Raw genomic sequence first — 23,837 nt, forward strand, 5'->3', positions numbered from 1 at the left:
ATGATTCACATCAGATCAACCTCTGATTTCCCTTTCGGGAAAATATAGCACTTTTTATTGTATCATAATGCTATATGCCTATAAAAAAACTGTTTCGTTATTATTATTGTTGAAGTTTGTTTAGCAACTGCTTTGATTTTTATTCTTTAATTTCACTCCATGGATACGGGTAATTTTCCAGATTCATTAAGGTATCTGCTATTTCCTGTTCTTCATCGCTTAGTCTTCTTTCTCCCCAGCTATCTATGATAGAATGAGCTTCCATGGCCAGTTCCTCATCGTAAACTTCACCATAACAATATGTCAGAAGTTGACATTTCAGTAGAGAGGGGGATATTTTATCCAATATCTTTCCTGCACGGTCCAGAACCGCCTGTTTCCGGTTTTCAATTTCGCTTTGACTGTACATCACGGCATTATATCCCATTAATAAAGCAAGGCAGAGTAGTGCTTCCTCTTCATTTGTTGAGGCTTTGGCCGTAAATAAGGCATTCGCTTTTTGTGTTACTTCTTTATTCAGTTTAGCAAGAGAGTCCGCATATATGGGCGTATCATCTGTTCCTAAATATAATAATTGGTGAGCTAAATGTTTCAGCTCTTGGATTTGATCGATTAGCATAATGATTATAGAATTAGTGGTTGGTAATAAAAGTGATTTTCGTTTTCTGTTTTTTTGAATAAGTTCTCTATTTCTTCATTGTCATGCAGATTGAAGCATTCGCTGTATCGCATTATCTTTGTATCTTCCATCCCCGAAAAGACGTGGGTATATAGATTTCTTCTTATTAACATTCTACTATAATTCAGGGCTTCATCGCCATTATATCCGAAGAAAGAGTACAAATTCATCATCAGCCTGCATCCTTTTTCTTTGAGTTTTACGAACTCCTCTGTTCCCCAGTAAATGGTTCGTTCCGGTTGCATGATTACAGGAGTGTATCCGGCAGCCAAAGCAGTATCCAGCATTTCCCATGTTTTACTGTTGTTTCTCAGTGGGTGAACATCAACGAGCAATTCTTTTTCGTTGCTGATCGTTAATAGCTTCTCATGCGTCAATTTTTCTTCAAAGAGCTTATCCAGACGGTATCTGGCAGCAAGTTTCAGTTTGATATTTCCTTTGTATCCGGCTTGAAAGTTTTGGAATATCTTTTTCAGATTTTCTGTAGTATTGTTTGGATTCTCTTGTCTCACAGGTGGGACACATATCACCTGCTTCATTCCTTTATTCTCCAGATATTCCAGTAATTCCATAGCTTTTTGGGTGGGCAACGCCCAGACATCGGTTTCCGGTAATATATAAGGTTGAAAGTCTGTATAGTTCATCATCATATTGTAGAATTAAATATATCCCATTATTTGATAGACCCGGTCACCTATCCATTCATTCATCAGTTCCTGCCATTCGATAGCCGCTTCCCATTGCGGGTAAAATGTTCTGTGATTGATGATTTTAGGAGTATCATACGTATTTACCGGAAAATAATCCGGATGAATACCGGTTTTCTTGAAGCAGGCCAAGCTACGTTTCATATGCGTAGCCGAAGTGATCAGCAAGCATTCCTCGCCTTTAATGTTTTCTTTTTTCAGTATTTCTGCTGTAAAGAGTGCGTTTTGCCGGGTGTTTAGCGCTTGTTTTTCCAGAATGAATACTTTTTGGGGTATTCCCATTTCTTCCATGTATTGCAGGAAGAGCTTTTCCGTCGAAGTTCCATCCGGTTGTACGATCGATGTCCCGTCACCCGTTATCAAAATCTTCTCTATGGTTCCGTTTCTCCAGAGTCTTACAGCTTCCCAAAGCCTGTCTGCCCGGTCTTGTTCGTATCTCATCTGTCCGGTTTCCCTGTTCATAGAGGCAAATCCTCCCATCACGATGGCAAGTTTATATCTCTTTTCCGGTGCGACTGCTATTGCGCTGTATTTTTTTACAGTTAGAAACTTTACATAATCCGCCAATGCCTTGTTGGTGAAAATTATAAATATGGCGATACTGCTGACCAGGAATATCCTTTTCCAACGTTTTTTTTTGCACAGGCAAAAAACGATCAACAGGAGGAATATCCAACTGATAGGGGAGATGAGAAAAAAGTTTAGGAATTTGGAAAGTTCAAAGAACATAATTTTATTTTTAGATATAACCTTTGGTTTGGTAAACGATGCTACCACCCCATTCGTGTAGTAGCTCTTTCCATTTCGTTAGCACCTTTATATCCGGCTTCCACCAATTATCAGATATCGTAAGAGGACTTCTTGCATCTACGGAAAAATAATCCATGTTGAGCCCTTGTTTGGAGAAACATTTCAGGCTGCGTCTGATGTGTGACGCGGTGGTTATTAAAAGACAATCCTCTCCTGCTATCCCTTTCTGTTTAAGAATTTCTGATGTGAAAAGTACGTTTTCGTATGTATTCTTCGATTGCTGTTCAAATACAAAAACTTCCGGAGGAACTCTGGCATACTTTTTCATATAGTGCAGAAATAGATTCTTTTCTGAGGTTCCGTCTTTATGTATGTTTGCCACCATGTCTCCTGTGATCAGTATCTTTTCCAAATGTCCTTCTTTCCATAAGCTGACGGCTTTCCACAGCCTGTTTCTCATATCCGGCTTGATTCCATTCTGTGTTCTACTTTTGTCGTACATCACATAGCCTATTTTTCCGGTTGATTTATCCATGTATCCGAATCCTCCCATTATGATTCCTGCTTTATATCTTTTGTCCGGATTCCATTGAGGATTAGCATAAAATCTATCATTCCAATAGCAGACATAAGAATAAAACAAATCGTTAGTCAAGAGATAAGCCAATAGAGTACAAATGAATAATGCAGTATAAATAAGTTTGTAGGAATTACGATGTTTCCTTTTAACTTTTGCATTTATCATATATGTAGCTTCAATAGCTTAAAAGTTCTTTCCTTTAACCATGCCACAGCAAATGATGAAATAAACACAAGCGGAACAAGTATAAAGAAATATATTCCAAATTGAGACTGATTAACGAAATAATGTTCTTTAAAATATGGATAATAAATTGCATCGAAAATATAGCAGCACAGATACATATCCAATGATAAGCCGGATATTTTAGCCAGTATTTTTTTATTCATTTTAGAGTGAATATCCAATTGATAAAACAGTAAGAAAAACAATACGGCTATTGGTATTCCGAAAACCCCATTGGAACTTCCACATATTTGTACTAATGTATGATTATGGATAAATATAAGATTAAAAATAGGATTTATCAAACATATACCCAATATGATCATCCATGCCCATCCTTTTCTTATTGTTGGTTTATATTCGTGTATATAGGCTCCTATAAAGTAGAATGTCAACGGAAAACACTGTTGCCAAAAACCGGGAACTAAATGTACTCCATATCTGTTCAGAAGATCGGGTAGTGCAGTCATTATGTATAATGTACCTATAAGTATTAATTTCTGTTTCTGGTCAGGTATCGCTTTATATAATAGATTCAGAAAAGGGGTCAGCAAAAATAGTCCGATCCACATTTCTATATACCAACCGTAGGGGATGGCAGAGAAATCTAATACTTTTAATCCCCATTGTATCCACGACAGGCTTTCATGCAGATAATATTTTCTGAATATAATTGTTATTAATGAAAACAGTAGGTAGGAAATAATGACCCTGACACCTCCTTTATAATATTTCTTGTTGATTGATTTATTGGTATTCAGATAACCGGTTAATAGAAGAAAGAGGGAAACGCCTATATAGAACAAGAAGCTGATTGTTGCTTGTATGAATAAGGAAGTTCCTTCGAAAGTACTTGTTTTGAAAGCTGTATGTAAACTGAAAAAATGTCCTGCTATTACAAATAATATGGCACAACTTCTTATAAAATCTAATCCTACATTACGAGTTTGGCATAGGTTTTGTCCCCCCCCCTAATGGTGTCGATGTTTTTTGTTGCATTTTCTTGGTAAGTTATTGTTTTCATTGACTTTTTATTTTTTTTGTTGGCATTGCGGATTTTTTAATTTGCTAAACAGGGTTTCCCATTGCTTATAAATAACTTCCGAATCATAACATTCTTTTAATTTGTTAAAAGCTTTTTCTCCTAATTCTTCTATCTGTGTCTGATTATTCCACAATTCTACTATTTGTTTTTCTAAATCTTTTATGTTATTGGGCTCAAATAGTTTTCCTATTGCTTCTTTTCCTTGTCCGATAATTTCGGTAAATCCTCCATGATTGGGGCCGATAGTACATTTGCCATATTTTGCTGCTTCGAGGATAGTCATTGGAAAGCCTTCATACCATTTACTTGCCATGATAAAGAACGATGCTTCTTGATAAAATGTATTCAATTTTTCTCCTGAAAGATATCCTTTTAATTCACAGTTAACCGGTAAGTTCTGAACCAAGTCAATATCTCTTATTTCTCCTGCAAATTTGAATGATATTTCAGGATATTTTCTGGCTACCTTTATTATTAAATCTACTCCTTTTTCTCTACTGATTCTGCCACAAAAAGCAATATAACGACCATGATATGTAACGTATTTCTGTGGAGCGTCCATTAAATTAGGAATAACTGTGATTTTATTTTTTTCAAATCCGGCAACAATTAATTTTTCTTTTTGAAAGGATGTAATGCATGCGAACATGTCCACATTATTTTTATACGCTTTAGTCCATCTTGCATATGCATTTCTCAATGTATATCCTATGGACTTAAAAATTGAATGTTCGCAATTATATTTGATACAATTCCATTCATGCCTTTTTTTTAAACAAATTTCACAAGGTTTCTCATTACGCATGAATAATCCTGTCGGGCAAATTAAGCGGAAATTGTGAATCGTCATAATGACGGGAACATTCGCTTTTTTGCATTCAAAAAGGGCTGCCGGGCTGATGAATGGGTATAAGTTGTGTACATTGACTATGTCCGGTTTTTCCTTGTGTAGTATTTCTTTCATGTTTTTGACCCCAACAGGAGAATAAATTCCTGAAAGAAATCCTTTGATTTTACCTATTAGAGTCTCTCTGGTATCTTCAGTTGTCATGCGATAGAAACAGATGCTATGTCCATGTTTTTGAAGCATGGTGCCCATTTTGTCTACTACAGTTTCTTCACCGCTATATTTTCCGTAATTATTATGGACTAAGAGTATTTTCATGATTTTTTCGGATATATTTTAGCAGGGATGCCTACGGCTATCGAGTTGTCCGGCACATCACACAGAACAACTGCATTGGCTCCTATTGTTACATTATTTCCTATTTTGATTTTCCCTAAAACTTTTGCTCCTGCTCCAAATTCTACATTATTTCCAATAACCGGTACATCATGATCCTTGTTTTTGGTTCCTATTGTGACTCCTTGCCTCAAAATACAATTCTCACCCATTATAGTGTCTGGATTAATAATAATGCATCCGTAATGATGAATTCTTAATCCTCCACCGATCTGTGCACCTCTTGGAATATAAATTCCGATAATTGTATTGAACAAAAAGAAAAATGGCAAATGAATAATATTGAATATAATTCGGATGGGGGTGAATTTGATTTTTTGAATACGATGTCCTATTCTATATAAGATAACGCAAATTATGGACGGTTCATCCCATTGTATTTTGCCATTACTTTTCCTATATGCTTTTAGATCTTCTTTAATAGTAGATATCATTAGAGTTAAATATAGTGAGAGATTATGTACTTTTTGATACAAAAAGGCAATATGCTGATTATTAGGAATAAATAAACCTTTCGATTCATCGGATTATATTTGAGGGATAAAAAACACTCTTTAATTGCTTTCTTTTTAAAGTTGTATCTTATATCTGTTGAAGCTCTCATTTTGTGCCATAAAGAGATGTATTTCTTTAAATCTTTGCGGGTCTTTTCTGACGTCTTTGATAATAGTATTTTTAATTCATTCCCTACCGGATCGCCTTCGTCTTGTGTTCTTGGAGGGGTATTGGTAAGAATATACCCTTCTCCCATATTATATATGGCCAAAGGTTCGGTGCTATATGCAATTTGTGTAATTGTAGATAATTTAGCCCAGGTTATCAGATCTTCTCCGGATTTGACATGGGAAGGAAAACCGTTTATTGCTTTTAGCGGTTGCTTTTTTATCATCACGGAAATGGAACAAATCGGAGGATGTGAACATGCAGCTACTTCGAAATAATTGGATAATATACCTTCTTTCTCAAAAGGTAATTTATTGAGAGTTATGATATTCTCTTTTCCCGAAGCTGTTTTATTTATATAACTGGTTGCATACATTCCGCATTGTGGATATTGGATTTGCAACTTGTATAACGTTTGCAAAAAGTTTGATTTCCATTCGTCATCGGCATCCAGAAAAGCTATTAATTCATATCTTGCTTTTTCTATCCCTTTGTTTCGGGCTGCAGACACCCCTGCGTTTTGTTGATGAATCAGCCGTATACGCGGGTCTTTTACTTTCTCTACCTCTATTGCACTATTGTCTGTACTTCCATCATTAACAACGACTATTTCGAAGTCTTGAAAAGTCTGTGTAAGTACAGATTGTAATGTCTTTCTTATTTGTTTTTCTTTATTATACAGTGGTATTACGACTGAGATCATATTTGTCTCCTTTTATAAGTCCTAACATCATTCCATAAAATCCGAATGGATAAGAGAGTGTAGCCATTGAGTAGTTTACTACGTTATCGGTGTACATGGTCAAAACCACTCCTGCCATAGTGCTTCCAGCTACAATTGCGCACATCTTTATGGCTGTACTATTCTTTTTATTGTATTCTATAAAGCAATGCATAATGATGCTGCCAATGAGCAATAGGTATAGTACAATTCCGATTAATCCGTTGTCACATGACATTTGAACATAATCATTATGTGGCACTCTTAGTCCTCCAAATATATAATTTGAGTACATATAGTTTTGTACACTTCCCGTACCGGAACCAATAACTTCCTTTTTGTAATAAAAATGTTCTTTTAAGTGTTCCCACATTGCAAACCGGGCGTTGCTGTTGATGTCATCTTTGGATACTCTCCCTTGTCGGAGTTGTTCCATACTGATACTATTTCCTCCGTCTTTAAACATTTTTTCTTTAATGCTTGGAATTGTGAATATGGCAACGATGAAGAGTAAAGTAATTCCAAAAATTACCGGTAATGATTTCATTTTGTATTTAAAGAAAAAGAAAGTTGCCAATGCCATTGTTGTCCCCATGATGCTGGTGCGTAATACCCATAAAATACAAGGGATCATGAACAGGATGCACAATAATAAATCTTTTTTTTCTTTTCCGCCGTGATAGTATAATGCTAAAGAAAATATGCATATGGATATGTAGTGTATGCTTCGTGCTGTTCCATACCAGAATACTCCCGGAACCAAATAACTTAACAATGGAATGAAAGAAAATCCGATGGATACGATAGCTACTACTCTTGCCCCTAATCCGGCTTTAATGAAAACTTCCTTATCTCTGACCACTGCCGATGCAAAAAACATGATTAATAGCGGATAACTATATTTTAATATGACACGAAATCCATAAACAAGAGATGTTGTATAGCTCAAACCTATAACCAACCATATCATATAAATCAGATACAGGATGGTTGTAATATTCCATTGTGGCTTTCTTTTTACTATAAATAGTCCGATGATACATAAGAATTCCAATATCATTAGACGGATAGCCATCAAGTCCAACACTCCGGGTACTGAAAACGCCAATAGACCGGTCGAGAAAGTCAGTACCCAAAATAATTCCGGTCCGTCCAGCAGCAGCTTCTTCTTTTTATTCAGAGGATGAACGACTGTTTCTTGTTTTGCAAATAGGAATTTTATTCCTATAATTGTAATAACAAGAAAGTATATATAGTTTAAGAAATACATGAATTTAGTTTGTTATTTTTTTATACATGTCATTGAAAAGTAAGGTGTATTTTTTATATCCGAATTGCTCTACATAATGTACTGCATTCATAGAAAGAGTTTTCATGTATTGAGGATTCTCCAATAGGTAACAAATCTTTTCTGTCATATCCTCCGTGTTTTCTTGTGCATGCAGTAATCCTACCTCTTTGTCTTTTACAACTTCCGGTAAGCCTCCTGTATTTGATGCTACTACAACACAGCCGCGTGCCATTCCTTCGATAGCGGTTAAGCCAAATCCTTCACTTCGTGAAGGCATAAGTAATATGTCTATTTGATCATAATATGTTTGTAGATGGTATTGTGCTTGTCGGTCTATCCATGTAATTGATTTTTCTACTTGTAATGAATGGGCTTGTTGCAACATAAGTTCTTTTAGAGAACCGCTGCCCACTATTAATAACTTTATTTCAGGATGGTGTTTTCGAATTTCCGTAAAAGCCGGTATGACCAGATCCATTCCTTTGATTTTTTCTAATCGGCTGATTACTCCGATACAGGTAGGGTGTCCCCATTCTTTGTTTTGTTCTCTTATTTGAATGTATGGAGATAGCGTATTGTATATTGTAAAGTGGTTTCTCTTTTTTAAAATTGTATCAAATGAATATAGCTGTGAATGATTGAAAAAGGATTCCTCTGCTTTTTTAGTAATGCATGTAAATGCACGAACACAATGCTTTTGTATAAAGTGAATGAACCGTAGATTCTGATAGATATCCGCCATTGTATGTGAAGTTACGATGATATTCTTTACATGCAATAAATAATGTAATACAAGTACGACAGATAATGCAGGCGGCATATATTGCACATGTACGATATCAATTTGTTCTTGATGGATTATTTTTTTTAGATGTGTGTAGAGAAATGATATTAGTTTAAAATTTGTGGGATATGTTATTTTTATGTTGTAATCATTGTATTGTGGAGAAACAATGTATATATTGGCACCAGCTTCCTTAAATTGTGAAACTGTTAATTGGATATGTCTGAAAAAGCAGATAACTGTGACTTTATACCCACATTGAGTGAGAGCTTTTACTAAATTCAGAGTTTGTATTTCAGTTCCTCCTACCGCCAAATGAGATATTGTAATGAGTACATTCTTAGATTTCATCTCCAATTATTTTATTTATATTCCATGAGTTTGCTTTTCTTAGATCTATTTGTCCTAACATCCATTGGTCCTCATTTTGGTTCAAGCAGGTTAATCGGATTAGGAAAGGTGGCTTTTGAAATTTCTGGATATGTTTCAATATGATGTCAAGCTTCACGAATCCGTAATATCGTGGATTGTTACAGATTTTATCGTTTGGATTTACTGTCCAGCAAAGAATGTATCGGGGGGACAGCTTCCTGTGAATTGTTTTCAATAAAATTTTCAGTTGTTGTTTCTTAGTGGATTCATAGTCAATAATGTCATATTTTCTATTTTCAGATTCTTTGAGGATAATATAAGCTACCAACTCTTTTTCTTTATAATAATAAATATATAAAAAGTTACCGTTCGGATTTGATAGCCTCCATTTTAGGTAAGTTGGATCTTTTTTTATAGAAACCGTATTCTGTTCAGATTCTTTTTCTGCAAGAACAGCCATTTCTGATATTTTGGGACTTTTAGATAAAATGATGGTTTCTTTGTTTTTTTGTTTGATCTCTTTGGGGAATTCAATTTCTCTTTTTTTGGTCCTTAAACTATTTATCGAGAAAGAAAACAGTTGATTTCTTGGAGCTAACGGAATCCAACCTAATTTCAGATATCCGTTTAAGGTTGCTCCGCCTGAAGATGAGTTTGAACTTACTTTGTAATTTTTATCTTTATCTAATTCTTGGATAGAATACTCCGTGATTTTTGAAAATAATCCCTTTCTTCTATAATCCGGATCGGTTACCGTATCTGCTAAAGAAGCATTTAGAAAGACATTTTCTTTATAATGCATGGGTTGTATCATATAACCTCTGAAAGCAACGATTTTATCTTTGTCTAACGCAACGAACCCCATTGGAGTTTGTGTATATGGGTTTTGTGTGTATTTCCAATCAAAATATTTATGTTTATCGTTGTCTGAGAATTTCCATAAATGTTTTAAGAGTTTAATAACTTGCTCTCTATCTTCCTCTTTGTATTTTCTAAATGTAAATTCCATACTAATTTGCTGTAAAAAATAATTCTTTTTTCCATTGAAAAGCCTTCAGGAAATATTTTGGTAAATTTCCTGAATATGAAATGCCGCACCTTGCTTTATTGTTTATGTAGATATTTATAGCCTGTTCTTTTATATTTCCCTTGGATGATGTTATATAAAATGAGTGTCTGAAGTTCATCTGGGAAATCTTATATATCGGCATGTGGTACCATACCCATACACAATACAAGAATAGTTTTTTATTACTATTGTGCAATATATCATTTATTATTTTTGTTGCTGCTTCATGATCTGGTGAACACTCGAAAGGATGAGGGTAAAAGATACAGTCCGGATTTATGTATTTTATTAGCTCATCAAGTTTCTTATGGTAATTTATATTGTTTATTATACTATCAAATTCGCCATCAGGAAAATCTAAGAAATATATTCTTTCTTTAGGTATTCCAATAAGTTTATTTGCATTGATAGTGAGATGTTTACGATGTGAAATCACATCGTAAACATCTCGGGGGCAACATTCTTTATGTGCGGCTTCTCCTTTAGATAGGATTATGATATCAATTTCTTTTTTTTCTTGAATCAGTTTATGCATAAGATGAGCACATCCAAAGACTTCATCATCAGGATGCGGTGAAATTATGAGAACTTTTTTCATCTTATTTATTTCTAATGGTTTGCTATATAATTTGCAAAAAGAATGTAATAACATTCTATGAACATTATAGTATATACATTTTATATAATGTTTGAACTTACTCATCTTTAAATTCGATGTTTTAGTAGGTTTATAAAGTTTAATTTTAACTTACTTATTGTTTTGTGACTGTAGCTGTTGTAGTCGAAAATGTAATCACATCCATTAGACCATCCTGCTTTATAGTTTTCTTCTCCACGTAAGTGATCATATTTGTGGTATTTCAAGCGTACGGCTCTATCTAACAGAAAGTAAAGATGGACCTTAACCGGAGAATAGGAAGCATATTCGTGATTACCGGCTGGCATATAGTAATAGTAGGTCTTTTTGTAATTGAATCCTAAATGCCAGGCTATTGGCTTATCATCAATATTTAATGATGAAAAATGTACGGTCTGTTTAAGTAGTTTATCATTCAATAAGTTCTCGTGAAAATGGGGAGCTTTGTAAGCATTGGGCCATTTCAGCCGATGTTCTTTCATGAATATGGGAAACGTTTCACTGATATCGCTAAATGTGTGATATTCTTTTAAATTGATCTCTCCTAGTTCACTCAGTCTGCGTATTTGTCTGCGTATATCTCCACGAAGACTGGTTTTAAAAAACTTCATCAGGTCTTCATTGTTATGTATATTTTCTAAGGATAAATAAGGACATGCTTCTCCTTGTTGCCATTCGCAGGATGAATCAATGAATTTTTGCCGAATTCCCGTTAATGAGATAATATCTGTTCTATAATGATTTTGTAGAAACGAGAGTAATTCTTTCCAAAACAGTTCAAACTCAACTATGTTTTCTTTAAAGATAGGTTCATGATAATCATAGTCAGAATATCCCACAGGGACAATAGTTTTTAAAAAAGCGTTTTTCCAATTTTTCTTCCATAATACTAATGGAAGAAAAATTTCATTTCCGTCTACACACTTTCCCCAAACAAATATTGGAGTTAGTTCACGTAAAGGTAGATAAGTGTCGACCCATGCTTTTACCAATGATGGATGAAAAAATACGTGAGCATTTGGAGAGGTATCCATGATTATATTCCATCTGTTTAGATGCGTTTTACTCCAAATTTCTTCCCAATTACTATATATGTTAAATGTCCATTTCATCTTATTTTAAAATATAGTTCTTTGTTCCAACGATTAGCATGAATAAAGATTTTTGGTAATGTTCCTGACCACGGTTTCCCACAAGGAGCCTTAGGATATATATATTTATCGATAGCTTCTTTTTTCCTTAAATGCTCTTCTTTCGTCATGTTAAGCAGTTGTGCGTTTTTCCAATCTATTTTCCAGGTATTATAATACCAGAACCAGACGCAGTATTCATAAAGCCGGATATCTGTCATTTCTTTAGTTATTCTTCTTATGATATTTCCGGCTTGTATATGATCGTTCCACCCTTCTCCTTTGTGTGGAATGAAAATAGCATGGGGGTGGATATTTTTTATTAATCGGCTTAGCTTGTCCGTTTCTTGATGGTTATAGCTTATTTTGCCATCGGGGTAATCGAGGAAAAATAGATTTTTTGTAGGTATACCCAATTTTCTGTTTATATTTATAGCCAATCCTCTTCTTGCGGTTATCAGTTCTTGGGAAGTAATTCCACAGCATCCGTTATGTGACGCTTCTCCGCCGGTAAGAATGATGACGTATACGTCGTTTCCTTTGTTGAGAGAACGTTGTATCAATCCGGCACAACCTATCACTTCATCGTCCGGATGCGGAGCGATAATTAGTAAAGATTCTTTGGGTTCGATACTGCCGGCTCTGATATTGGCGATACCGTGCAGTGCATTTACTCTGAGTTTCCGTATAATATCCTTTATCATCTGGCATTCAGTAAGTTTTTGTAAATGTTCACTACATATTCAGGTGATAACCGGCTATATAATTGCCGTGTACTGTATTTTTCATTCAGTGTATTCTCTTGCCAGGCTTTATATAAAGTTAAGATACCTTTTTTGATGTCTTTATGATTTTCATTGTTGACGGCTATTCCTCCTCCCTGTAGGGTCAACGTTGAATTTGCAAAACCATTAACCGGTGAAATGGCTAATATCGGTCGGTTGAGCTGGGCATAATCTGTAAATTTACTGGCAAAGAATATTCCTTTTTTAAGAACCGCTTCCAATAACACTAATACATCATATTCCTGCATCTTCTGCATTGCTGTCATATATGGGTAGCTACCTACAAAGCAAACATGATCTTTCAGATCGTATTTTTCGATTAATAGTTTTGTATGTTCATTTATATATCCCATAATGTCCAATTGTATCGACCTATATCCTTCGTCTATGAGTTCTCTTATTGCTTTAAAGGTCAATTCCGGATTCCTTTCGGAAGACAAATTACCGGAATGGCACATATACATTTTATCTCTTTTTTCAGAAGGGCGGACTGATAAAAACGATTCCGGCAGACCGATATGCGGAATGACTGCTGTCTGTTTGTCTTTCAGAAAAGAGAAATTTGCTTCAAAATGCTCTAATAACGTTTGGGATGGAAAGGTATTGACATCTGCTTTTTTTAGGCATGTCACGGTGTATCTATGAGCTATATTATGCTCTCCGGATGACAGATGGTGCGTGTATGGCTCCGGCCAGATAGTCGTTGCCGGATCGTTCCAGTTAGCTATCCATCGGATACCTGTCTTTTGCTTAATTTTGTATCCGATGATATGGGGAATATCGCTTGGAGAACGTGTTATGATTACATCATAAGGATTTTTTTTGTGCAGTTCCAAGGCTTTTTGGTAGGCTCTGCGGGCCCAACGTATGCCGTTCATTGGAAATCCTCCCATTAATAAACTCGAATAGCATAAATCTGCCATTCTGTTTATCTTATTACCTGCCGGATAGCTGATTTCATACGTATGTTTCTTAAGCGGCAGCCAAGGTTCTTGCCATTCCGAACAATAAGTAGGTCCTTCGTCTATCCGGGATATGACATCCACTTCCCACCCTTTTTCTTGTAATGCATATACAAGTTTGCCATTACATAAATTCTCAGAAAATGTGTATGGCAAATATCCGGGAGCGATAAATAAGATTCTCATTTTATGATAAGTGATTTACAATTCTTTCACAAGCCATTCCGTCTCCGTAAGGATTGGTGGCTTTACTCATTTTTTCATAGTAAGCCTTGTCGTCTAACAAACGGCTCACCTCACTGATGATTTTATTACGGTCGGTACCTACTAACTTTACCGTACCCGCATCCACGGCTTCCGGCCGTTCGGTGGTATCACGCATTACCAACACCGGTTTTCCCAATCCGGGAGCTTCTTCCTGTATCCCGCCGCTATCGGTCAGTACCAATGTACTTTTCTCCATGAGATAGACGAATGGCAGATATTCCAATGGTTCAATGAAAAACATGTTCTTCTGTTGTTTCTCTCCGAATACCTCATGGATTGGTTTTCTTACATTCGGATTTAGATGCATGGGGTATACAAAGTCCACATCCGGATATTTCTCTGTCAGTGTTTTGATTCCGGTACACATATTGATAAATCCTTCTCCGAAGTTTTCCCGGCGATGGCCGGTGATCAGCACCAAACGTCTGGCGTTATTAAGACGGTCAACATCGTACCCGGAGCTTTTTAAAGAATTATTCAAGGTGGTTTCTAATGCCGGGTCATCCTTGATTTTTCTTACCACTGCATAAAGGGCATCGATAACTGTATTACCTGTCACCAAAATTTGTTTTTCCTCGATTCCTTCATTCAGCAGATTCTGTTTGCTTAACGGTGTAGGAGAAAAGTGACAGGTTGCTATTCTTCCGGTTATTTGCCGGTTCATTTCTTCCGGCCATGGGCTGTAAATATTGTGTGTCCGTAATCCTGCTTCCACATGTCCTACCGGTATCTGTTGATAGAATGCTGCCAAGGCTGCTGCCGTGGAGGTCGTGGTATCGCCGTGTACTAATACAATGTCCGGTTGTGTCTTTTTCAATACATCCCGCATGCCTACAAGTACTTTGGCTGTTACGTCATATAGGTCTTGGCCTTGTTTCATAATGTTCAAGTCATGGTCGGGGACGATGTCGAATAGATGTAAGACTTGATCGAGCATCTCTCTGTGCTGGCCGGTTACGCATACAATTGTTTTAAATACATCTTTGTGTTTTTGGAACTCTTTTACCAAAGGAGCCATTTTTATAGCTTCCGGACGAGTGCCGAAAACGAGCATGATCGTTTTCATTGTTATATATATTATGTTTTTACTTTATCCAATTAAGAATTTGCCGATTTTTGTTTTTAAAATTAATCTTGTTAAGATATAGGATACAAATAGAGATGTTAGAAAAAAGAAAAATGGAAATAAATAGATATTTTCTGCTGCCCATTTTTCTAACGGTAATAACTTTTGAACTGTTTTTGAAATAAGATAAAGTTGTATCCAATTATGAAATATGTAAATACCATAACTGTAATTGCTAAAAGATAAAATAGGATTTATAAATTTGTGTTTATTCCAGTCAACGAGTTCAGTTATGTACCATAAGGCTATAATAATGGAAGTTTGAGACAATTCGCTATACCAATGGATATTTCCATATTCTGTTGGGTGTATTATAGTTATTGAAAAATAGATGATAAATAATAAATATATTATTTTGTAACGAGTGATGATGTTAATTATCAATTCTTTGTAATGGTAAATTACCCATCCTAAATAAAACCAGCAATACCAAAGGGATAAATTGTGTAATCCTAATATTCTAGGTAGAAATTTATCTAATAATGCTATTCCAAAGCAAACAAAAAGAATCACTAATTTCCATTTGGCTTTTGTGAAGAAAGAGCATTTATGGAGTAAGTAAGTTAATAAGAAACACCAAAATATCATTGGCAAAAACCACAGATGCCAATATCCACCGTTTAATAATTCTAATGGATGAAAATTATTTGTACTCGCCATCATTATTATGCCAAAAAGAAAATATGGAAGTAGAATTCTTTTAGTTTTATTTTTAATCAGATATCCAAAAGTTGGATATTTGTTTTTGGCAATAAGAAAGGCAAATAAGTAACCAGATACAAATACAAACATAGGCATTGCTATGTTGATAAAATAAAATTGGTTGATTGTGAAATAAGTGGAATGGTATATTTCTTTTAGTTTTGGGAAGTGGTTTGCATACATCATGCCATAGGCATGAAAGGCTACAACTAATGTAATAGAGAATGCACGTATAATAGCAATACTTTGTAATTTCTCTTTTTTTTGTGCCATAAATATTAATTCAAAATGTTTTGAAATGTATTTTGCAATAGTATTGATATAGATTTGGATTTTTGAAATGTATTTTCTCCTATCGTATCAAGTTCTTTTTCAATACGATTAAATGTGTTTTCGAGTATCTTTGAGGTCAGCTCATCATCTTTTATCCCGTACTGTTCGATATTAAATTGTTTCATAAATTCGATGGCTTTCGGATGATAGGCGATGCCGATAAGTGGAGTTCCACTTGTTAATGCAAAGATTGTGGAATGTGTTTTGTGACCGATAAATATTCTGCATTTGGCAACCTCTTGTAAATGTTCATGTGTAGGCATGTCCTTGTCTATATAAGTACATTCACATTCGTTTGGTTGTTTTACCCGGTTTAAGATTTCTTTTATAAGTACACGGTCATCCGGAAGAGTCCCTTTTAATTCCATAGGGAAAAATACGACTTTATAACCTTTTGATACTGCAAAATCACAGAATGAAGAAAAGGTTTTTATATATCTTTCATGTTTTTCCGGACTACGCTGTTGGGTACTGTATATGGCTATTCCTATTTTCTTTTCTCTTTTTGAGGGTTGTGTATGGAAAGGGAAAAGTGAGTTTAAGGAAATTACAGTTTCATAGGTCCCTTTTATAAGAGACGGAGAAATTCCTAAATCAATTAGGCTTTGTTTTGATTGCTCTTCTCTCGGATATAAAACACTACAATTTGATAAGAGTCTTTGAGTCAACTTTTTATTCCGGGGATTATGAAAGTCAAATGGACCAAAGGATTGAGAAAAGCAGATTGTCTTTTTCTTCATACTCATTACGGCCATGGCATCGAAGTTGATGGAAGAAACTAAATCTTTAGACAAGATAGTTGTAAAGTGGTGGCCTCCGACACTTATTACCAGATCGGCTCTACGCGCTTTTTCAAAAAAAGACGGGTTGATTAAGAATCGGTTTACTAATGAAGAACAATGAGAAAGATAACTTTCACGCATGATCGTAAAAGTGTATTTTTTGATTTTATTGATAATGTTCCAATATTTTTTGTTGCGGGGGATTCTTGTATAATCCCAAGCCGAGGGGATAAATTCGATTTGCTGTTCTTGATAATAAGAGTATCCTTCCCATAATTCTGGTGACGAAGTTGAAACAGAGATATGAATAGAGGGGGCTATCGATCTGATGATAGAACAAGTTGCGTACAAAACTGCCCTGTCTCCTTTATTACCGGCATATTGATGGATTAGTAAAATATTCATTTTTAATATTTTCTTTGTGGTGGTAAATAATTATGTGACGCATATCCCATTACAGCACAAAATATGATGATGAATTCTTGAGGAATGTCTAATAACATCCTTAATCGAGCCTCTTCTTCTTTGTCTTTTTGAGCCCACGAAAGAATTGTACCTGTAATGCCCAATGTTTGTGCTGCGAGGAATACATTTTGTGCTCCTAAGCTGGTGTCTATGGCTGGCAAATAAACTTCACTGGGCCATACGTATCCACGGGAATCTGCAGCAAATACCCAAAAGGAGGGAATGAATGTACTGAATCCGGTTCCTCCTTTACAGCATTTGAGGCATTCATTTGCTTTTGAGGGAGTATTGGTTATGAATAGTCGGATCGGTTGTTTGTTGCAACTGTTCGCTGCCCAGTTTACAAGTCCTGATAATTGGTTTATGATTTCATCGGATAAATTTATTTCGCGGAAAAATCTGTTTGAACGTCGTTGCTTTATTAATTCGGACAATTGTTCATAACAGATTGGCGGTGCTTCTGTTTTCCCTTGTAAGGGTAAGAATGACTGAGGAGAAGTTTGTAGTTGTTCGTAAAATTCTACTTTACTTTGCGCCCATTCAACTGTAGGATCAGATGCGAAAGGCGTATGTCTTATTTTTTCTATTTTTTCTTTCAGTAATTTATAGTATAATTTACTATGTCCTGGTTCTATATCGCGTCTGTGTAGTCCTTTATCTATAATATGCGCATATTTACGCATGAGTAACATGTCTTTTTCGTGGCTGTCTTTGAGTGAATAGTCTAAATATTTTTCTGTATCCTCAATAATTGTTTTATAGTAAGAGGGTACGATAATTCCTCCATTTGCAATGATTTTATAATGTTTGAGAGGAAGGATGCGTTTTAGGAATATTCCTATTGTTTTTTTAAGAGACATTTTTCTTTTAATTTAATAATGAACGGATAACATATTTCACGGATGAAATCTTTGTCTATTAGTCGGATAGTGATGACGGTTATTATAAGATTAAGAATGAATACAATACATCCTGTTATCAGGAATGATATGAAATCGGGGATGGACAGATAAATGTTATTTTTTAAGTAATATATGATTGTAAAACATCCTATAGACACTAAATAGGGGAACAAGAATATTTTATATGCAATGATGTTTTTGTTTTTAATATACTTTTTCCATATACATCCTATAACAAAGACGCCTATTAATGAGGATAATAGATAACTATATCCAACTCCATTGACTCCCAATGTTGGAATTAGCAATAAATCGCATAGTAAAATAACGAATGAACTGGCTATAGTGATATACATTACATATTGAGGTACTCCCAGTCCTTTAAGTAATGAATCATAAGGTAAAAAAGCTCCTCTAACGATATAACTGAAAGCAAGTATGGTTGCTATGAAACCGGATTTTTCCGCAAAATCGGTTGATATCCAAATTGCTAAAAAATCTTTAATCATTATAGCCATGGGAACAAAAATTACGATTGACAGATAAAGTGATAATTGGGTTGATTTTATATATATAGATTTTATGACCGTTGTATTCTTTTCTGCGGCAAACTTGGGGAATAATACACTAAAACCAGAAGATATTGTACTATTCACCTTCCCAATAACTTGCATCGGAATACTGAAGTAGCTTACGGCTTGTGGACCGATGAATATTGAAAGTAAAATATTGTCACAGTATTGCCACACGAGTCCCACTATCTGGCTTAAGAAAGAAAAGATGCCATAACTGAAAATTTCTTTATAATCTTTTTGAGATGGTATGCGGTAAAGCATCAGAAATGGTAATAACTTTTTGGAGATGATTATTACAGAAAACAGTGATAATATACCAATGGATAGTTGAGCTATTACTAAACCTTTTAATCCGTACCCTAAAAAGATGACAAGGATATTGGCAATAAAACGTATACCGTTTTGACCGATTTGTATGTATGAGAAAATATCGTAACGTTGTAAAGCTTGTGGAACAGAAGTAAAACAACCGTAAATAAAATTTATAAAGAATAGTAAAAGCGTGAGCCTGATTAATAAACTACCTTCTGATCCTAATTCCGATAAGTTCAATAATCGTATAATCATTTCGGGGATGAAAAAGAAGATGCTGGTTACTATGATTCCCAACAAACTGTATAACCATAGTGTAGCATTAAATACCCGGTTGACACCTTCATTATCATTTTTCGAATAGTAAAATGCCACATAACGTAAGGTCGCTTCTCCTAATCCTAAATTTATAATTGACAAAGCACCTCCGATTGTGCCTAAAATGATATATATACCATATTGAGCATCTCCTAATCCTTTGGTAATTATCGGAGTTAAAATAAATAATAAAAGGATATTTAGAACATTAGACAGTATATTCCAAAAAGCATTGTATTTTAATGATTTATTGGGTAACATGATACTTCCTATTATATGTGAGGGGGGAATTTTGAATTAAAAATATATTTTTTCCACAAACCCCGCCGACATATCCACCTGTGCGCATCCCAGCATATCCAGTCTTACGACTACTTTGCTTTTCCCATCCACCGTCACCAGTTCTCCTTCCAGTCCGGCCAACGGTCCCTTGATTACCCTTACCTGTTCTCCTACAGCCAGTGGAGTAGTGCACAATTCCACCGCTTCTTCCGAATAATCCAGCATGAATTTGAATTTTTCCATTTGTCGGTCGGGGATGACGGCCGGAACGGATTCTCCCCGTAACACCATATACCGGCTGATAGCTGATAGCGTGAGCGGTAATCCGCGTTCTTCGTCAGATACGCGGACAAAGATCATCATCGGAATAACTACCCGCTCTACTTTTTTCCGGCGGTCACTCCACTGGTGAATCTCCTCTTGTATGGGGAGGAAACACTCAATACCCATCGCGGTAAGACGATCACGGGTTTTCTTCTCGTGATGAAGACGGACATAGGCGGCAAGCCAGGATTTCATGAAAATTAAAGATTATTTTTCAGACATAAGAACATAAGAACAGATAAATTGCCCATAAAGGCCATGCAGAAAATAGGTTCTTTTGTTCTTCTGTCTGAAATAGATTCAAAACTGCAAAATAGGGGTAAAATACCGATTTTCGGTTCGCTTGGGTGCGCTACGCTGTTACCTGTCACATACTTGTGTGGGGTAATCTTTTTAGGACGAACCAATTTTGATGCAAAGATAGATATTATTTTACTATAACAAATAATTTGTAGATAAAAATAAAATAATTTTGGAGATTAATTAGTTTTGATATTATTTTTGTAACTTGTTTTATTAACTATTATTAAATGATTTATTATGAATGAAAAAAACTAACAAGAATTGAACTCGCAAACTTTTTGAAAAAAACAGAAGAGAAGTATGGAGAATTTAAAAAGGCAGAGGTGGTATGCTCCGAAGAGTCGCGAAGGCGCCTTGCCCGGATTGGAAAGGCGATGTTACATCATTCGGAGGAAATACAGAGAAGGAGGAAAAAGGGGAGAGGGGAGGGGTGAGATGGGAGAGAGGAGATGGGGGATGAAATATTTTTTTTCTTGATTTATGTAGGGTTTTGTAGAACTAAATCTTTTCTTGTTAATGTGTTATGAGGCGATAAACCTACAGATTTAACGTTTGGATTGTATTTGTTTTTGTTCTCACCTTTGTGTCGTTGGCAGGGCACAAAGCCCTGCCTGTTAATTTTAGAATCAAGATATGATGAGAAAAAGTCCTATGAAAGTTTCTTTTTTTATCCATAGATGGAAGAAGGAGTCGGAAGTGATTTCCCTGGAAGAGTTTGTGAATGATATTCGTGGTCCTCGTTGGAAAGTGGCTACGGAAGCCTATCGAGGTTATCTGCAGCGGGGGATGCAGAAGGAGGCGGCCGATATAAAGGAAAAGATGAACGGTATTGTGGCTGCCGGTACTTGCCGGGGCGGGCATGCGGCGGCGCAGGTGGTGAGCCTGAGTGGTTGGATGATGTTTGATTTTGACCATTCGGGTACGTATACCGGTCGGCTTTTGGAGCTGCTTTGTGCTCTTCCGTATGTGGGGGTGGCGTTTATAAGTATCTCCGGAGAGGGAGTCAAGGCGTTGGTACGTATAGAGGTGGATACGCTTGAAGAGTATAAAACGGCTTATAAGGTAGTGGGTGATGAGCTTTGTCGCCGTGTGGGTTTTACCAACGACGGTGCATGTTCCGATTTGGGGCGCATCTGTTCGGCTGTGTATGATCCGGAGGTGTATTATTGTCCCGATGCCGAACCCTTTGCATGGCGTGATCTGGCTCCGCAGTTTGTTCCGGTATCTGGTCCTGTACCGGTGTTGCCTGCTGTGCAGGCAGATGGGTTTATTCGGACATTTCTCAATGAGTTTGCTGCACGTAATCCGTTTGTGCGGGGCACTCGCCATGACTTTATGCTGAAGTTAGGGAGGGTGGCCCGATATAAAGGATTTTCGCAGAGGGAGCTGGCGGATCTTATCGGGCTGGCCACTTCTGAATTTACCGAATCCGATTATCTTCCAGAAGAATATCTGAAAGATATTATGACTGGATATCAGTATGTTAATACCGGATTTCCTCTCGAAAATCCGGTATCGAGGGTTCACAAGGGTCAACGTTCACCTTTGGCCCCTTCCGGGGGTGTTGCGGACGATGGGGATGAGGCGGCGTTGTTTGAAAAAAATAACGAGTTGCGCGACTCCATGCCTGTTTTTCCGGCGGTGGTGTATGCGGCACTGCCCGGTTTGTTGAAACGAGGGGTGGCGGTGGCTCGTGGCGATCGCGAAAAGGATATGCTCTTGATGGGGATGATGGCCAACCTGAGCGTGTGTCTGACGGGGGTACGCTTCCGTTATGCCGGAATGGAATATTCTCCCCATCTTTATTTTGCCGGAGTGGCTCCTGCCGGTACGGGAAAGGGGGTAGTAGCACTTGCCGCTTTGCTTTCACAACCCTTGCACGATCAGTATGCCCGGAAAGCGGCCGATGAACGCAAGGCGTATGATACGAAGAAATTGGCTTGGGAGGAGGAGCTGAAAGAGGCCTTTCGTGCGAAGCGCCCTGCCGACCGGTCGTTGCAGCCCGAAGAACCGCACGGGATTGTGCTGATGTTGCCTGCCAATACTTCGAAGTCACGGACGTATGCCCATCTGAGGGATAACGGGCAGTTGGGGGCTATTATCAACGCCAGTGAGATCAATACAATGGTGTCGGCCTTATCGCAGGACTACGGCCGGCAGGACGATGTGTATTGTGCGGCGGCCCATCACGAGGATATTTCTTCCTCTTTTAAGGTGGACGGGTTGCCCATATTTGTGCGCGAACCTCGGTTAGGAATGTGCCTTACGGGTACGCCCGATCAGTTTGTGGCATTGGTTCGGACACTGGAGAACGGGCTTTACAGCCGTCTCGGCATACTTACCGCTCCGGCGAAGTGGGTGTGGCATTCGGCAGCCCCAAAAGAAGGGCAGATAGAGAACCGGGCTTATTTCCGTGAGTTGGGTGGAGAGGTGCTGGGGATGCACGAGATGTTGTTAGAGTCGCCTACGGAGGTAGTATTTACGGCTGCTCAGTGGGAGGAGCACAGTCGTCGGTTCGAATCCTGTCTTGACGGGGTGGTGATAGAGGGATGTGATTCTCCGGGTGCGATTGTGGTACGTCACGGTTTGTATGCCATGCGTCTGGCGGCGGTGCTTACTGCGCTCCGCAAGGTTGAAAGCCGTTGGTATGTAAAGGAGTATATCTGTGCGGATGAGGATTTTCATACGGCCATGGCTATGACGGAAGTACTGCTCGAACATAGTTTGCTGCTTAGTTCGTCACTACCGGGACTGGCGTTAAAGGCCCGTCCTTTGCAGCAGTTTCATAGGGCGCTCGCTGTTTTGCGGCGTCTGAAGCACCGTTTTTCTTACACGGACTTTGTCTCGTCGGCTATGGAAGACGGGGCGTCCGAGTCAACGGCAAAAAGACTGTTGAGACGTGTGCTTCAATCGCATTTTGTTGTAAATAAGGAAGATGGCTATGTGAAGAATCGGAAGTACTACGACAAGGAGGGGTCAAAGGAGAACCCTGAACCTTAGTGAACCCTATAGGTTGAAGAAAGCTTTACAACTTTGTGTAAAACATGTTACATCTTTTTTCAAGGGATGTAGCATGTTTGTTTTAAAGACGCTACATCTTTTCCGGAAACTCTTCCATCTTTTCGGAAAAGATGTAGCATGAAAAAACGGCCGGTAGCGTGGCGGGAGTTAAGGGTCGCCCAGATGCTTGCGGATGATTTCCACCTCACGTTTCAAGAAGCTGTGCCGGTGCTTGTCGTAGCCGTATTGTTGCAGTTCGGTCCGGAGTGGGGCGCATTTTCGCATCCATCGGTAAAGGCTTTGCAGGGCTGTGGCGGGTTCCCGTCCCGGGCAATAAAGAAGCGCCAGCTCTATCTTGGTATACGAACGGACGACGAACGGTTTTTCTTCGGAATTTTGCTTTTCTTTTTCTGTCATTTGTTTGATTGTCTGTTGGTTGACTACCTGTAAAGGTAGCGAAAAAACAAGAATAAAGCAAGCGGATATTCAAAATATTTTCCTCC

General features: G+C 37.3%; 24 protein-coding genes. 2 read left to right on the forward strand and 22 right to left on the reverse strand.

Going from position 1 to position 23,837, the window contains the following annotated elements; all coding sequences use genetic code 11:
- Nucleotides 1–139: 139 nt before the first annotated feature.
- From HMPREF1532_RS14475 to HMPREF1532_RS14575, 21 genes are all read right to left on the reverse strand, one after another.
- Nucleotides 140–619: a UpxZ family transcription anti-terminator antagonist gene (locus tag HMPREF1532_RS14475; protein ID WP_005930978.1), complete on the reverse strand. Its 480-nt coding sequence runs from the start codon at nucleotides 617–619 to the stop codon at nucleotides 140–142.
- A gap of 5 nt (nucleotides 620–624) precedes the next feature.
- Nucleotides 625–1,326 carry a CpsB/CapC family capsule biosynthesis tyrosine phosphatase gene (locus tag HMPREF1532_RS14480; RefSeq protein ID WP_005930982.1) on the reverse strand — a complete coding sequence of 234 codons (702 nt, stop codon included), beginning with the start codon at nucleotides 1,324–1,326 and terminating at the stop codon, nucleotides 625–627.
- Between the two features lie 12 nt (nucleotides 1,327–1,338).
- On the reverse strand, nucleotides 1,339–2,115 hold the full coding sequence (locus HMPREF1532_RS14485; protein ID WP_005930986.1) for a YdcF family protein: 777 nt from the start codon (nucleotides 2,113–2,115) through the stop codon (nucleotides 1,339–1,341).
- A gap of 10 nt (nucleotides 2,116–2,125) precedes the next feature.
- Nucleotides 2,126–2,881: a YdcF family protein gene (locus HMPREF1532_RS14490; protein WP_005930989.1), complete on the reverse strand. Its 756-nt coding sequence runs from the start codon at nucleotides 2,879–2,881 to the stop codon at nucleotides 2,126–2,128.
- Entirely contained in the window at nucleotides 2,878–3,864 is a 987-nt protein-coding gene (locus HMPREF1532_RS14495) for an acyltransferase (RefSeq protein ID WP_081623172.1), read from the reverse strand. The genes HMPREF1532_RS14490 and HMPREF1532_RS14495 overlap by 4 nt, the downstream gene beginning before the upstream one ends.
- A 108-nt stretch (nucleotides 3,865–3,972) precedes the next feature.
- On the reverse strand, nucleotides 3,973–5,151 hold the full coding sequence (locus HMPREF1532_RS14500; RefSeq protein WP_005930998.1) for a glycosyltransferase family 4 protein: 1,179 nt from the start codon (nucleotides 5,149–5,151) through the stop codon (nucleotides 3,973–3,975).
- Nucleotides 5,148–5,663, reverse strand: coding sequence for a serine O-acetyltransferase (locus tag HMPREF1532_RS14505; protein WP_005931000.1), 516 nt, complete (start codon nucleotides 5,661–5,663; stop codon nucleotides 5,148–5,150). The genes HMPREF1532_RS14500 and HMPREF1532_RS14505 overlap by 4 nt, the downstream gene beginning before the upstream one ends.
- 5 nt (nucleotides 5,664–5,668) lie before the next feature.
- Nucleotides 5,669–6,595 (reverse strand): glycosyltransferase family 2 protein, encoded by a 927-nt coding sequence (locus HMPREF1532_RS14510; RefSeq protein WP_005931003.1) that lies wholly within the window; start codon nucleotides 6,593–6,595, stop codon nucleotides 5,669–5,671.
- A complete protein-coding gene (locus HMPREF1532_RS14515) occupies nucleotides 6,567–7,883 on the reverse strand; it encodes an O-antigen ligase family protein (protein ID WP_005931006.1) in 1,317 nt (438 codons plus the stop codon). The genes HMPREF1532_RS14510 and HMPREF1532_RS14515 overlap by 29 nt, the downstream gene beginning before the upstream one ends.
- 4 nt (nucleotides 7,884–7,887) lie before the next feature.
- Nucleotides 7,888–9,039, reverse strand: a complete 1,152-nt coding sequence (locus HMPREF1532_RS14520) for a glycosyltransferase family 4 protein (RefSeq protein WP_005931009.1) — start codon at nucleotides 9,037–9,039, stop codon at nucleotides 7,888–7,890.
- Nucleotides 9,029–10,069: a GNAT family N-acetyltransferase gene (locus tag HMPREF1532_RS14525; protein ID WP_005931012.1), complete on the reverse strand. Its 1,041-nt coding sequence runs from the start codon at nucleotides 10,067–10,069 to the stop codon at nucleotides 9,029–9,031. The genes HMPREF1532_RS14520 and HMPREF1532_RS14525 overlap by 11 nt, the downstream gene beginning before the upstream one ends.
- A gap of 1 nt (nucleotide 10,070) precedes the next feature.
- Nucleotides 10,071–10,727 carry a PIG-L deacetylase family protein gene (locus HMPREF1532_RS14530; RefSeq protein WP_167556086.1) on the reverse strand — a complete coding sequence of 219 codons (657 nt, stop codon included), beginning with the start codon at nucleotides 10,725–10,727 and terminating at the stop codon, nucleotides 10,071–10,073.
- A gap of 107 nt (nucleotides 10,728–10,834) precedes the next feature.
- Nucleotides 10,835–11,878 (reverse strand): GNAT family N-acetyltransferase, encoded by a 1,044-nt coding sequence (locus HMPREF1532_RS14535; RefSeq protein WP_005931017.1) that lies wholly within the window; start codon nucleotides 11,876–11,878, stop codon nucleotides 10,835–10,837.
- On the reverse strand, nucleotides 11,875–12,600 hold the full coding sequence (locus HMPREF1532_RS14540) for a PIG-L deacetylase family protein (RefSeq protein ID WP_005931019.1): 726 nt from the start codon (nucleotides 12,598–12,600) through the stop codon (nucleotides 11,875–11,877). Before HMPREF1532_RS14540 ends, HMPREF1532_RS14535 begins: the two co-directional genes overlap by 4 nt.
- A complete protein-coding gene (locus HMPREF1532_RS14545; protein WP_005931021.1) occupies nucleotides 12,597–13,829 on the reverse strand; it encodes a glycosyltransferase in 1,233 nt (410 codons plus the stop codon). Before HMPREF1532_RS14545 ends, HMPREF1532_RS14540 begins: the two co-directional genes overlap by 4 nt.
- Nucleotide 13,830: 1 nt before the next feature.
- A complete protein-coding gene (gene wecB, locus HMPREF1532_RS14550; protein WP_005931023.1) occupies nucleotides 13,831–14,976 on the reverse strand; it encodes a non-hydrolyzing UDP-N-acetylglucosamine 2-epimerase in 1,146 nt (381 codons plus the stop codon).
- 24 nt (nucleotides 14,977–15,000) lie between these two features.
- Nucleotides 15,001–16,011: an acyltransferase family protein gene (locus tag HMPREF1532_RS14555; protein ID WP_005931025.1), complete on the reverse strand. Its 1,011-nt coding sequence runs from the start codon at nucleotides 16,009–16,011 to the stop codon at nucleotides 15,001–15,003.
- Nucleotides 16,012–16,016: 5 nt separating this feature from the next.
- Nucleotides 16,017–17,258: a polysaccharide pyruvyl transferase family protein gene (locus HMPREF1532_RS14560; protein WP_005931028.1), complete on the reverse strand. Its 1,242-nt coding sequence runs from the start codon at nucleotides 17,256–17,258 to the stop codon at nucleotides 16,017–16,019.
- A 2-nt stretch (nucleotides 17,259–17,260) separates the two neighbouring features.
- Nucleotides 17,261–18,178, reverse strand: a complete 918-nt coding sequence (locus HMPREF1532_RS14565) for a nitroreductase family protein (RefSeq protein WP_005931032.1) — start codon at nucleotides 18,176–18,178, stop codon at nucleotides 17,261–17,263.
- Nucleotides 18,157–19,686 carry a lipopolysaccharide biosynthesis protein gene (locus HMPREF1532_RS14570; RefSeq protein WP_005931034.1) on the reverse strand — a complete coding sequence of 510 codons (1,530 nt, stop codon included), beginning with the start codon at nucleotides 19,684–19,686 and terminating at the stop codon, nucleotides 18,157–18,159. Before HMPREF1532_RS14570 ends, HMPREF1532_RS14565 begins: the two co-directional genes overlap by 22 nt.
- 36 nt (nucleotides 19,687–19,722) lie before the next feature.
- Nucleotides 19,723–20,226, reverse strand: a complete 504-nt coding sequence (locus HMPREF1532_RS14575) for a UpxY family transcription antiterminator (protein WP_005931037.1) — start codon at nucleotides 20,224–20,226, stop codon at nucleotides 19,723–19,725.
- Nucleotides 20,227–20,662: 436 nt separating this feature from the next.
- On the opposite strand from HMPREF1532_RS14575, the gene HMPREF1532_RS21935 reads away from it, so the two are divergent.
- Together HMPREF1532_RS21935 and HMPREF1532_RS14580 are read left to right on the forward strand one after the other, a co-directional pair.
- A complete protein-coding gene (locus HMPREF1532_RS21935; RefSeq protein ID WP_005931042.1) occupies nucleotides 20,663–20,794 on the forward strand; it encodes a hypothetical protein in 132 nt (43 codons plus the stop codon).
- A gap of 191 nt (nucleotides 20,795–20,985) precedes the next feature.
- Nucleotides 20,986–23,334, forward strand: coding sequence for a DUF3987 domain-containing protein (locus HMPREF1532_RS14580; RefSeq protein ID WP_005931045.1), 2,349 nt, complete (start codon nucleotides 20,986–20,988; stop codon nucleotides 23,332–23,334).
- A gap of 168 nt (nucleotides 23,335–23,502) precedes the next feature.
- On the opposite strand, the gene HMPREF1532_RS20990 is transcribed toward HMPREF1532_RS14580, so the two are convergent.
- The gene (locus HMPREF1532_RS20990; RefSeq protein ID WP_081504167.1) at nucleotides 23,503–23,751 is read right to left on the reverse strand and encodes a DUF4248 domain-containing protein; all 249 of its coding nucleotides are present in this window, start codon (nucleotides 23,749–23,751) and stop codon (nucleotides 23,503–23,505) included.
- Nucleotides 23,752–23,837 lie beyond the last annotated feature (86 nt).

Source organism: Bacteroides salyersiae WAL 10018 = DSM 18765 = JCM 12988 (assembly GCF_000381365.1).
GTDB lineage: Bacteria > Bacteroidota > Bacteroidia > Bacteroidales > Bacteroidaceae > Bacteroides > Bacteroides salyersiae.